The sequence below is a fragment of the Haloleucobacter ellipsoideus genome (assembly GCF_052491725.1).
Genome location: NZ_JBQWAR010000003.1, coordinates 1 through 11,839, shown reverse-complemented (window position 1 = coordinate 11,839; position 11,839 = coordinate 1). Strand labels below are relative to the sequence as shown.

Here is an 11,839-nt window from a genome sequence, read left to right as displayed (position 1 = left end):
ACCGGGACCATCACGATCTCGCTGACCGGCTTCAATTCCTTGGTCTTGGTCCGCTTGTTGAACTCATGCTCGCCCATATAGGTGCGGCGGGTCAGGATGCGGTGAACCTGACCGATGCCCCAGCGTCCGCCGTCGCGGGTGGCGGGCCGCATTCTCAAGCATCATGAATGAGCGCTTTCCTGCAGACCGGCACATCATAGACCTGATGCTGGCGCACACACCGAAGGACAGGGTGGAGAGCGCGTATAATCGCGCCGAGCACATGAAGCGGCGGGCCGAACTGGCTCAGGAATGGGCAGACAGGTCTACGTCCGCGTCCTGCCATTCTGCCGACAGGCGCTCCAATTCCTCCTGCGCGGCGTCATAGGCGGCGGCATCTTCCTCCGACAAATCCACCGGGTGGGGATAGCTGCGGCGCAAGCCGTGGGCATGGGGATAGTCGATGTGAGCGGCGCTCCACTTCCATCCCTCTGCGGCCTGCACCTCGACGGCGATGTCTTCCAGCTTTCCGATGACAAGCCGGTCGAGCAACGCGGCATCCTCGAAATAGCCGCCCCGATCCTCGGTGAAGAGGTCGCGGATGATCGTGCCGCCTGCCACCGCATAGGCGTCCGCCCCGACGAAACGCGCCCGCCGTTCGGTCGCCTCCACATTCGCCTTGGTCAGATCACGCCGGATCGTCGCGGGCTCGCGGTTCCACGACAGATTATCGAAAACCTGTTCCTGCCGGTCATGATCCTCGGTGATGGCAAAGGCCATCAACTGATCCAGCGACAAGCCACCATCCCGATAGACCTGCATCAGCTTCGGGCTGACAGCGCCAAGGCGAAGCCGCTGCTTCACGACATGGGCGGAAACCCCGAACCGGGCGGCGATCTCTTCCGCGCCCCATCCCCGATTGTCCGCCAACTCCCGGATCCTCATTGGCTTGGGTTGGAGCGCAGCGCTGCGCTGCAACCCTGGCCGTCGCCGAGACCGGGAGGTGCAAGGAGCAAGGGCGGCCGGTGCGGAGGGGGATCACCCGGCCTGCACGGAACGGAGGAACGACGTGGAGGAAGGCTGGGGATACCGTCCCGGCCGAGCGTCAGCGATCCCTTGCGCCGCGCCAGGGGGCAGCGCCCCCAAGCAACCCGCCCGGCATGAGCGCCAGCGGGCGCCGGGCAGGAAACTGGATCAGGATGTAAAAAACCGCTGAACCTGAAAACCGCGCATCCTGATTGCCGCAGCTACGCTTGTGGTGAGGTATGACCCAGTTCAACAGCCTTGCGACGCTGGGCGGTCGTCAACGCGGTCCAGAACCGATGGACGCGCGCGGTCGGCATTTGTTTCAGATCATCGATATGTTGGGCGCGGCGAAGCTCGATCTGGAAGAACGACGGGTGATGATCGATGTTGAAGGCCTGAAGCTTCCAGAACACGACGGCTGCGTATTTGGGGGTGAGCTTCTTGTTCTTGCGATAGTAATCTAGAGCCCCCGACAGGATGGGATTGTTCTCTTTCGCGGCAAGCTGTTCGAGTGTGCGGATGGAGGATTCCAACTGCATCTGCTGGGTCAGCTTGGTGAGGTGCCGCTTCGCCTCGGCCGGCGACAGGCGTCTGCCTTTCTCGATGACCGCCACATCGAATTGAAGTATGCAGTGGGAGCCGACCCAAAGCGTCGCATCTGTATAGTGATTGGCGATCTCGAAGTGGTAGCGAAGGTCTTGCTGACCGCAGAGTTCACAGGTTTCGATGGGTTGTTCGTGATCGACCGTGTTATCGGTGAAGGACCACTCGTTGAACGCGGCCGGCAGGGTTCCCGCCACTGAAAGCGGAAGAATACTGTCACGAACCCGTTGCGTGTACCCGCCCATGATGGTGCTGCCCGTTATTTAAGAGCGCTTACCTTAGCTCAACTCCTATTTAAGCTAAGCGCCAATTGCTTAAATAACGCTGCGCCCGCATAGTGGGGCATGTCCGAATCAGCTTCCAACCTCCGGCTAGGCCGCTTTGTCGAGACCCCTGTTGCGGGCGAAATCGTGCGTGCCTTCGTGCCGCCTCCACTGCCGCCGGAACCGCCGATCGACGTGCTCACCCTTCTGGAGCGGCTAAGTCTGGCGGAACGTGCCTTGGGGCGCCTGGACGGCATCACTATGCTGCTGCCGCGCCAAGAACTGTTCCTCTACATGTACGTGCGGAAGGAAGCCGTCCTTTCGTCCCAGATAGAAGGAACGCAATCGACCCTTTCGGACCTGCTCTGCTTCGAGACCGAGGCGCAGGCCGGCCAGCCGATCGACGACATCCGCGAAGTCTCGAACTACGTCGATGCGATGATGTATGGGCTGGAACGGCTGGAAGAGCTACCGCTGTCACTGCGTCTGATCCGCGAGATGCACGAACGCTTGCTGCAAAGCGGACGCGGCGGGACGAAAAATCCCGGCGAGTTTCGGCGGTCTCAGAACTGGATCGGTGGCTCACGTCCAGGCAACGCGCTTTTCGTGCCGCCGCCGCCGACCGAGATGGATGGTTGTCTCGATGCGCTTGAGCGCTTCATGCACGAGGACGGCTCGCGTCTGCCCGCCCTGATCAAAGCTGGGCTGTTGCATGTCCAATTCGAGACCATCCACCCGTTCCTGGATGGAAACGGCAGGATCGGCCGCTTGCTGGTGACGTTGTATCTCTGCGTCAACGGCGTGCTGCGCAAGCCGCTCCTCTATTTGAGCCTGTACCTGAAGACTCATCGCGCCGACTATTACCGCCTGCTTCAGGAGGTGCGCGAGCACGGGGCATGGGAAGCCTGGCTCGATTTCTTCCTCACCGGCGTTGCGGATACGGCCAATCAGGCGTTCGAGGCCGCTACCCGGATTGTCGATCTGTTCAAGGACGACCGCGAGCGGATCACGACAGAGAGCGACCGGGCAGGCTCCGCGCTGCGTATCCACGATCTGTTTCAGCAGAACCCGTTCCTAACGGCCAACCAGCTCGTTCAGCAAACAGGACTCTCAGCCCCCACTGTCAATGCGGCGCTCGCTGATCTGGAACGGTTCGGCATCGTTGAAGAAATCACCGGGCGCAAACGGGGGCGCGTGTTCAGTTACCGGCGATATCTCGCCATCTTGAGCGAGGGAACCGACCCGCTCCCCACAACGGCCTGAAGGAAGGAAGCCCGTGCGTATCGAATCCGTAACCCTGTCCGGCTTTCGCTGTTTCGGTCCCGACCCTATAACCGTGCCGATCGCATCCGAGATCACGGCTGTCGTTGGTCCGAACGCGGCGGGCAAGACGGCACTGCTTCATGCCCTGTCGAAGCTGTTCGGCGTGCCCCGTGCGCAGCGCACTGTTCAGCGATCTGATTTCCATCTTGGGGCAGATGAGCCAGTCGACAAATCGCCTCTTGGCACGCGCGCCACCGCGCTTCCATGCCGTCACCAGACGATCAAACTCGACATCATCTTCGGAGGAGATAGCGGGACGCTTACCCTGCAGCGCTGCGGCGGCAGCCTTCACCGACTTGGCTTCGCCATTCAGCAGACTGGCGACAACCTTGCGCTGGAGGGCGGGTTCCAGCTTGGCGAGGGCATCTAGTTCAACACCTTTATCGGCAATCCAAGTGCCGGCAATCTGCGCCCGCACATCCGGGGCGATCTTGGTGTAACGGGCGATTGATCGCTGCACATCACGGGCACTAATGCCCAGCTTCTCAGCCACTTCGGCTGCAAACGACAACTTGTCGCTTGCACCTTCCCATCTGGCCAATGCACCAGCAGCGCCTTTTTTCGTCTCCGGGAACAGTTCTTCGTAGATGCGCTGGCGCTCTGCCAGATGTGATGCCTTGTCCAGAGGTGACAGTTCCCGCCGGATCAGGTTCTCATCGATCTCAACCAGACGCTGTTCGAGCTTCGAGCCCGTAAAGATAATGGCGTTGATCTCAGGCCATTCCAGCCGCGTAGCAGCGGTCAGACGATGGAGGCCGGCGATCAATACATGCCGCCCCTTCTTGTCCGGCGCAGTCACAGTGATGGGGTTCTGCAGCCCGCTCACGGATAGGGACTGTGCCAGCCCGTCTGCCCAGTCACTGTCCACCTGACGCAGCCGGTCATTGGGTATGTCAATCTGAGCAAGGGGAATTGACAGGATACGATCCATGATATGATCCACTTAGAGATGGAGAGACGTTCAGACGGCAGCGGCGTTTTGCCGGTGACGGGGGATCGGATCGGCGCTAATCATCGATCTGCGGCGCACAGAAGGGATGCGACCACCATCCGGGCGATACCGGCTCGGCCAGATATCGCGAGGGGAAACCCTCAGAAATGCAGCAACGGCGAATTCGCCATCGAAATGGGAGCGTCGCAGGGCGCTACGGCAGGCATGCTCAGGCAGGCCTGCCGCGCGAGAGACATCGTAGAGGGTAGAGCCGAGCATCCGCACGGCGGCCTTGATCTCCTCTGGATGCCAGTCGCCGGAGGGTAGCTTCGCTACTTTCCACCGGCCGTTCGGTTCTCGAATGGCCACAAATTCACTCCTCGCTGATCCGGTGTGCAGACCGGATTTTCGGGGCCTCACTGGTTCGGTTCGGGATTAATATGAGATGCTTTTTGGAACCAATCAAGCCCGAAAAACACGCCACAGTTCCGTTTGTGGAATTTTTCGGGGAAAATTCATTTATCTATATGATATTAAATAGATATTTTTCTTCTGTGGCGTCTTTGTCCGAGATGGGCCCTGACGCCAAGGTTCCATATTCGGAACTTCGACGTACTGGTGCGGCTGATCTGCCATGAAGAGCAGAACCATTGCCGATCGACTGAAGGCGATACGAGCAAGCTGGGAACTGGCCCAGCCGGATTTTGCGAAGCGCGCCGACATCCCTCTTGGCACGCTCAAGAAGATAGAAGCCGGACTAAACATTCCGGGAGGCGATACCCTGCTACGCTATGCGGCAGCTGGCTTTAGTCCCTCTTGGGTTCTAACCGGTCAGGGTCCGATGTGTATTGACCAAGGCAGCGAAGCAGGCGCACTGGTGGCGGGCGACGAGCTACTTCCCAGTCCACCAATCACCGCCCCTGAGCTTCTGGCGCTGGTCACAGATGCAATTCAGCGAACCTATAAGGATGCAAGCGCAAGCCTTTCGGCGCTCGACCTGGGGAGATTAAGCGCCGAGAAATACAATGAGATCATTCAGGAAATTCCAGAACCGGAAGGCTGGCCCGTGGCTGTCAAAATGATGGCCGTCCAGCTCCGCAAGGACATAGCATCCACAGCCGCCAACCCCGGCGCTAGGAAACGCGAGGCCTCGTGATAGTGTCTCTAGGTTGTAATTTGTGGGATTGAGGTAGCAATGTTCAGGAAATTGTCAGCCGCGACATTGGTCGCATTCGCACTCGCGACCACTTCTACAGCAGCAATCGCAAGCGATTTTACAATCAAAGCTGATCAACTTGCCACGGCCTTTAACAAGGCAGCCAAGAAGCTTAGCGCCGATAGTAGGATGGCGCGCGGCAAGTGCCAGAGTGAGGTGAAATTTGTTTGCCAATACGAAGCTGGAAGCGGTGTTTCGCTTTTGGCTGTGGCTGACAACATCAAGAATAAGGGCATATCCAGCATTCGGATTGTCTATGCCAGCAAGGATCAGAAAGACGTTATGAACTTCGCCGAGGCCGTCGGTATCCTAATGGCCCTGCTCGTGCCTGCCGCAGACAAGGATGAGCGTGGCGCGGCAATGGTTGCCCTTCTGAGCAGGCTCAAAGATGCCGATGAGGGCAACGTTGACCTTCACGATGTTAACTTCAGGATAAGGGCGGTGGATGGGGTCGGCGTGGTTACGACCGTGACCAAGTCGTGATACTAAGAGGCTGTTGTCTACCTCTAAGAGATCAATGAGAAGCGCGCCCTGAGAGGTAGCCGTTCTGCAAAATACATTGTCTCAAATCGCGTGGGATGAGCCTTCTGCAAGACAAGGTAGGAATGTGAAGGGACCGCGCGAAAATGGCCGGGAAGCATTGGAGCCATTCGGTTTCATCCCGATATATCCCGGCCAATCCCACCTAATCCCGCCCCTGCAATACTAAGTGTCTCCTATCATTGGGCGTCGATCCGCTTCTCCTGCCGCAGGCTTTCGGCCAGCGCCTCACGGCAAAGCTTCACCACGTCGCGCGGTTGCGGGCGGTAAAGTCCCTGTTCGATTGCCCAAGCAGCGACGTTGTCAAGCGATACCGGAGAGGAGTCTACCTCTTCGGTATAGCGATCAAAAATCGCCTGCATTTGCTCAGAAAACTTTGCCATTCATCACCACCATTGAAATCTAAAGATGCGCTTCGGCAACGTGGCCCCAGCCATCGGTAACAGCCGAATTCACCACATAACGCCTGACCGGCACCTGATATTTACGGAGGTAATCATACCTCTTCATTCGCTTCTGGAGCTGTCCGACCACAATCCCTGGGTGGACGCCCATCAGCGACGCAAATCCGATCACGTCCCGTTCCGAGAAATAAGGGTGCTTGCGAGCATAGAAGGAATCCATCTTCTGATTCGGAACGCAGAAATCAGCAGCGGCCATATTTGCGACGCGCTCTTCATCACTGTCATTCTTCTCATCAGAGGAATTATCTCCCGAGAGATGGTCGACCATACCAATTGAGCGTTTACCGTGTCCTTCAAGGACATGTTCGATCTCGTGCCGTAGAATAAACCAGAAATTATCAAGGCGATCATACAAAGTTGACATTCCGATCACTGGAGATTGGTCGTCAAGCCAAGTACACACACCGTCGATCTTCGCGTTGGGCAGAGCCTCCACAACGACAAACCTTACGCCGCATTCCGCAAGCAAAGCCGGCACAGCTCCGACGGCTTCAGGATCAACCATTAAAGCCCGCAGCTTTGGGAGCGCGTCACGAAGTTTGTCGGGCGAAAACGCGCGCACGGGAATATTGCTCGCGAGCTGCCGAACCCGAAACACCCAAGCCAACTGATGAGGCGGAGTTTCGTCGTAATGCGTCCTCTTGGCAGCAAACGCGATCGCGTTCGGCCCCTGATCGTTGGCGACTTCGAAAAATCGGTCCATCTGAAGCTGAAGCAATGAGGATTCACCATCCTGGATCCAACCTCGGCGGATCATGTCGCGTACAGGATAGAGGGTTTGAAGTTCCGCCCTGGTTTTTACGGCCGGATCGGGTTCCTTCGCATTCTGTAAATCAAACTGACCTTGGAGGTTCAGAAAGAACTGAGGGGATGCATCAAAGGCGTCGCCAAGCAGCCGCGCCATGTCAGGAGTGATAGCCCGCTTTCCTGACAGCAGCGGATTCAACTGTTGTTCGGTCTGCCCGAGAATGAAAGCGAGATCGCGCTGCGACCAGCCACGAACCTCCAGCTCAAGCTTGATAAAGACGCCGGGGGGATCGATTGCGACGGTGTTGGTGCCGGCCATTATGCGGCACCCCTTGCTTGCTCTTCCATCGCCCTAACGATCACTGTCATAGCACTATTCTTTTCCTCAATCCGCAAGACCATCGCCCACTGAGGGGCTAAAACCACCAAATGCTCCGGAGAACCCACCGCTCGCGCTCTTAGGCCAAGACTCCTCCAGTTCTGCATGGTGCGAACATCGGGGGCGGCTCGGATTATGCTCAACCGCTGCCGAGCAGATTGAATGACGGCAACCGGCAGCTTTGTGTCTGCTGCACGCTCCGTTTCAATTAACGCCAACTGTTGGTCTGCGAACTCGATCTCCATTGGGCGAACCATAACCGAGTCGTGCCAAGCCGTCAATGCAACTTAACGCAAGGCGTTAAGTTGCATATTCGATGCTGCTCCGACGGCCGCCAAATGCCCGATATCGCCGCCGAAAGACCTCCAGAAGGCGCCGATCACCGCCGATGGCCGAATCCTTTGAAAACTCTTTAATGATTTCAGATGACTATGATCGTCTCATAGTGCTCATCTTCGTCGGGCGCTGCCCGCCATTCAATCCTATTAAGTCATTGTAATTAAATCGAAATTCGCGGCGACGGTTTTCAATATCCCCCGCTGCATCCCCCATTATGTTCGGGAAGGGGGGGATATGGGCGGAATATCCCGGCACATTGTCCCCGGCCATTTGGGCTTCCACGACTCGCGGTGGTGATGCGGCCCAGCGCCCAGCACGGCAAAGCGGGATAGCAAGATCGGTTTTCAGAAGCTGTGCCTGCCCATTATCCGGGGCTGCGCTCGCGTATGGCTGGGCACCACCGCGAACGGTCCCTGTATCAAGGGGTATGGGCTGGCCACGCGATCATGAGCAGGACAGATGATCTCAACCGCCTGTATCGGATCTTGGACCGGCTGGAAGTTCTGATGGGCGGCAAAAGGTTGCTGGCTCACCTTTCAAGTCAGGAAACAAAGCATCCATCCCTGCGTCTTTATGCTTGCGCGGGGGCGGATGAACTGCCGCTTTGCTGATTTTTGAAGGCTTGCGGGCGCCCACGCGTCTCCCGGAAGTGCCTGCATCATGCCCCCCCCAAAACCTTCAAAACCCCGAAAAATGAGGTTTCAAGGGTTTTGAAGGCACCCGGTCCGGCCGCATCCGAGGAAAACAAGCGCGCTCAACGCCTGACATAATAGGCGTTTCATTGGGTCAATCCCCATAATGGTTCGCACGCTGATAGCAGCCACTGGCCAACCAAAGGCATCGGGGTTATCGCCTGCAATAGCCCTTATGCTCCCCAGATAGTGTTGCACCGCATGTATCATCTGGCTCCGCCTGAAGGTCAGATGCACAGGCGTGGCAGTATCCCGCCATGCGCCCATGCTCGGCTCAATCAGTTCTTCGCTCTGGGGACGACGGAAATCCCAACGCACCAACTCTCCTTCATGCGTCACATGGATACCCTCAAAAATCCCGGCGCAGCCAGCTTCCCCACAGTCACAGGTGAAAATGTCATATGCACCCGGCTCGTGTAGGCTCTGGATGAGTAGAGGCAGATGAATCGGATGAGGCTCATCCAGATGGGCTCCATCAATCCATATTTCGGTAATTAAGTAGGGTTCGACCGGCGTGCCTATGTCCCTGCTGGGATTTGCAACATGAACCCGCAACTCAAACTGGTTCACGGATGCGTCATGTAATTCTTGACTGTCGTCTGCTGCTCCAGTTTCCATTTTTCCGCCTCCTTACCTGCCCGGGCCAGCATCTTCAGCTCAAGACGCCCGGTGACCGGATCTGACATATCCGGCTGTTTAGCTGACGCAGCCTATCGAAGGTCGCACCGGGCCCTTATCCTGATGACCGAACTGCAAGTTGTGAAAGGCGTCGAGCAGCCCGGAGGCGATCAACCCTACGACTGACTTTTTGCGGTACAGGCCGGCGTCACCCAAAGACCTTATCGATCTGGACTGGTCGAACCTGCTCACCCGCCTGCCCCACACCAAAGCAGATCTTGTTGCAACCATCGCCGCCAGAGCCGATGCGGAACTCTATGCAATGACTGGTATAGCAAGTGGACGAAGGGGCGAATGATTCAGTTCAACAGCGTCTCGTGCTATGCAACGTTCGCGCCCGTATCCGAAAATGGCTGTGTGAGACGGGTTGATCCGGCTCAGATTCGCGCCCCTCCGGCTGCTCGCGCATGATCACACCATGCCCTGCTCTTTGAACCATGCCACTTCGTCGCGGATCGTCTCGGCGATGGGGCGGAAGCTCAGCCCCAGTTCGTCGCGCGATCTTGCCGGATTGAAACGTGTGCGCTCTGCTTCGGCTCGCATGGTGCGCACGGTGGCAAGGCTCAGAAGCGCCGGGCGTCCGGTAATCCGGGCGACCAGTTCCTGTAATGCCGCAATCGGCCAGAGAATCGCGACAGGGATCCGGCGTTTTGGTGCCGGGACGCCTGTCACCTGCTGATAAATCTCCACCAGATCCAGCATGGCGATATGGTGTCCTGCGGCCAGATAATGCTCGCCCCGTCGCCCCTTCTCGCCCGCCGCCGCCATGGCAAAGGCAACGTCCCGCGCGTCGACGAAGGAGAATGTCCCGGGCGGAATGCCCGGCAGCGCTTTTTTCAGATAGTCCAGCGTGAACTGACCCGCCGCCGTTGGCCCCAGATCGCCCGGACCATGCATCCAGCCCGGCATGACGAAGACCGCAAACATATCGGGGTGGCTGCGCAGGAAATCTCGCACGACTGCATCGGACTGCATCTTGCTGCGGTAATAGTCATCGGCATCACGAGGCTCTCGCGCCATGCTTTCGTCGATCAGTGCGCCGCGCGGACCGTTCACCACGGCGATGGAGCTGGTATGGATGAACCTTCGGATACCGGCCGCATAGGCGGCAGCGATCAGTTCAGCCGTTGCATCGACATTGATCCGCTTCAGCATCGCCCAGTGCTTGCCGCCGCCATAGCTCTCGCGGAAATAGGCTGCGGTGTGAAACACGACATCACAACCCGAAAGCGCCGGAGCAAAGCCTGCGACATCCTGCATATCGCCCTCGATAATCGTCAGCCTGGGGATTTCGCCAAACTGGGCTCTGGCCTTGGCGCGCGAGCGAGCCAGTGCCCGCACCGCCACACCGCGTTCCAGCAAGAGCCGCACAAGATTGTTGCCAAGAAGCCCGGTCGCGCCGGTGACGAAGACGGTTTGCATATCGATGATCCTGCCTAGAGCGGCGTGCGCCTGATTGCAGGAAGATAGCGCGGCAGGGCTTTGCACAGAACGCATGGCATGACAAAACGGCTTTGCCTGAGCGCAAAGCAGGATGACGGAATGAACTGGGATGATCTGCGCCTTTTGCTGGCGGTGGCGCGGCGCGGCAGTTTCCTGCGCGCCGGCGAGACGCTCGGCATGGCGGCCTCGACACTCTCGCGCCGGATCACCCAGCTCGAGGCCGGGATCGGCGCGGCACTGGTCGAGCGCGGTGCCGATGGCACCAGGCTGACCGCGCGCGGCGCAGCCCTGGTGCAGGCAGCACAGGATTTTGAAACTGCTCTCGCCCCGTCCCCGGAAACCACGGGCCTATCGGGTCGCGTCAGGGTCACGGCGGGCGAAGGCTTCATCGGCCCCGTCACCCATGCGGCGGCGGAATTCACCACACAGCATCCCGGTTGCACGGTGGATTTTACCATCACTCCCGATCTGGTGAAACTGTCACAAGGCGCCTCGGATATCGCCATCCGCACGCTGCATATGGGCGAGCCATCGCTGATTTACCAGCGTCTGCCAGATGTGGCCTTTGGCATCTTTGCCTTGCCGGATCTGGCGTCCCGGCCGGGAAATACGCGCCAGACCCTGCCGATGATCGGGCTGTTGCCGCCGCAGGACCAGCTTCCCCATATGAAAGCCGCGCGGGCAGCCGGCTTTGGCAATATCAGCATCCGTGTTTCGTCCTTTACAGCGCAACTGGAGGCGGTCCGGCATGGCCACGGCGCCGCAGTCCTTCCGCGCGTTCTGGCAACCGGACTTGCCGAGCCTTTCCCCGATCTGGTGCTGCCCGGGTTAGAAATCTTTCTCGTGACACGCCCACAGGCCCTGAGGCAGCCACAGATCAGAGCATTCATGGATATGCTGAAGACGCGGATGCTGCACCCCGATCCGAGCTGACTTCCCCTGGCGGGTTCTCTCAAAAGCGCTCAATGGTCCTGCTTCGGTCACGACCAGAGCCCCTGAACCTGTCATTGATGTGTTTCGGGCTGGGTAGACGAGACGGATCAGACGTTCCGCGCTCAGAGTGTCAAGTGGCGCACTAGGTCCGATCGACATTCAGGATTCCCAAGGCTGGAGAATGCTGATTCATAGGGTTCCGTGTTTCCGAAGCACGGAGCCCTGCGATGATGGCGAAGCGGTACGAGTTGAGCGATGCCCAATGGGCGAAGATCGCACCTTT

General features: G+C 58.5%; 12 protein-coding genes and 2 pseudogenes. 5 read left to right on the top strand and 9 right to left on the bottom strand.

What is annotated here, in order from left to right:
• The 3 genes and pseudogenes from ACT6QG_RS00095 to ACT6QG_RS00085 form a co-directional block, all read right to left on the bottom strand.
• A partial coding sequence (locus ACT6QG_RS00095; protein WP_444975582.1) for a recombinase family protein occupies positions 1-152 on the bottom strand: 152 nt, incomplete at its 3' end.
• Between the two features lie 148 nt (positions 153-300).
• A pseudogene (locus tag ACT6QG_RS00090) lies at positions 301-921 on the bottom strand (ParB/RepB/Spo0J family partition protein); the annotation flags it as partial.
• 305 nt (positions 922-1,226) lie between these two features.
• Positions 1,227-1,853: a hypothetical protein gene (locus ACT6QG_RS00085; protein ID WP_444975581.1), complete on the bottom strand. Its 627-nt coding sequence runs from the start codon at positions 1,851-1,853 to the stop codon at positions 1,227-1,229.
• A 99-nt stretch (positions 1,854-1,952) separates the two neighbouring features.
• Between ACT6QG_RS00085 and ACT6QG_RS00080 the strand changes: the two genes are divergently transcribed.
• A complete protein-coding gene (locus tag ACT6QG_RS00080) occupies positions 1,953-3,134 on the top strand; it encodes a Fic family protein (protein WP_444975580.1) in 1,182 nt (393 codons plus the stop codon).
• A 13-nt stretch (positions 3,135-3,147) separates the two neighbouring features.
• Positions 3,148-3,564: an AAA family ATPase gene (locus ACT6QG_RS00075; RefSeq protein ID WP_444975579.1), complete on the top strand. Its 417-nt coding sequence runs from the start codon at positions 3,148-3,150 to the stop codon at positions 3,562-3,564.
• Positions 3,565-3,852: 288 nt separating this feature from the next.
• On the opposite strand, the pseudogene ACT6QG_RS16005 reads toward ACT6QG_RS00075, so the two are convergent.
• Positions 3,853-4,125 (bottom strand): annotated as a pseudogene (locus ACT6QG_RS16005) (ParB N-terminal domain-containing protein); the annotation flags it as partial.
• A gap of 30 nt (positions 4,126-4,155) precedes the next feature.
• On the bottom strand, positions 4,156-4,494 hold the full coding sequence (locus tag ACT6QG_RS00070; RefSeq protein WP_444975578.1) for a helix-turn-helix domain-containing protein: 339 nt from the start codon (positions 4,492-4,494) through the stop codon (positions 4,156-4,158).
• A 265-nt stretch (positions 4,495-4,759) separates the two neighbouring features.
• On the opposite strand from ACT6QG_RS00070, the gene ACT6QG_RS00065 reads away from it, so the two are divergent.
• Both ACT6QG_RS00065 and ACT6QG_RS00060 read left to right on the top strand, forming a co-directional pair.
• On the top strand, positions 4,760-5,281 hold the full coding sequence (locus ACT6QG_RS00065) for a helix-turn-helix domain-containing protein (RefSeq protein ID WP_444975577.1): 522 nt from the start codon (positions 4,760-4,762) through the stop codon (positions 5,279-5,281).
• Positions 5,282-5,320: 39 nt separating this feature from the next.
• Positions 5,321-5,824: a hypothetical protein gene (locus ACT6QG_RS00060; protein ID WP_444975576.1), complete on the top strand. Its 504-nt coding sequence runs from the start codon at positions 5,321-5,323 to the stop codon at positions 5,822-5,824.
• Positions 5,825-6,060: 236 nt separating this feature from the next.
• Here the strand turns inward: ACT6QG_RS00060 and ACT6QG_RS00055 are convergent, their stop codons facing one another.
• The 4 genes from ACT6QG_RS00055 to ACT6QG_RS00040 form a co-directional block, all read right to left on the bottom strand.
• Positions 6,061-6,264, bottom strand: coding sequence for a hypothetical protein (locus ACT6QG_RS00055; protein WP_444975575.1), 204 nt, complete (start codon positions 6,262-6,264; stop codon positions 6,061-6,063).
• A gap of 19 nt (positions 6,265-6,283) precedes the next feature.
• Positions 6,284-7,411, bottom strand: a complete 1,128-nt coding sequence (locus ACT6QG_RS00050; RefSeq protein WP_444975574.1) for a helix-turn-helix domain-containing protein — start codon at positions 7,409-7,411, stop codon at positions 6,284-6,286.
• Positions 7,412-8,511: 1,100 nt separating this feature from the next.
• Positions 8,512-9,120 carry a hypothetical protein gene (locus ACT6QG_RS00045; RefSeq protein ID WP_444975573.1) on the bottom strand — a complete coding sequence of 203 codons (609 nt, stop codon included), beginning with the start codon at positions 9,118-9,120 and terminating at the stop codon, positions 8,512-8,514.
• Positions 9,121-9,591: 471 nt separating this feature from the next.
• Positions 9,592-10,602, bottom strand: coding sequence for an SDR family oxidoreductase (locus ACT6QG_RS00040; RefSeq protein WP_444975572.1), 1,011 nt, complete (start codon positions 10,600-10,602; stop codon positions 9,592-9,594).
• 120 nt (positions 10,603-10,722) lie between these two features.
• On the opposite strand from ACT6QG_RS00040, the gene ACT6QG_RS00035 reads away from it, so the two are divergent.
• Positions 10,723-11,556 (top strand): LysR family transcriptional regulator, encoded by an 834-nt coding sequence (locus tag ACT6QG_RS00035; protein WP_444975571.1) that lies wholly within the window; start codon positions 10,723-10,725, stop codon positions 11,554-11,556.
• The last annotated feature ends 283 nt before the right edge of the window (positions 11,557-11,839 follow it).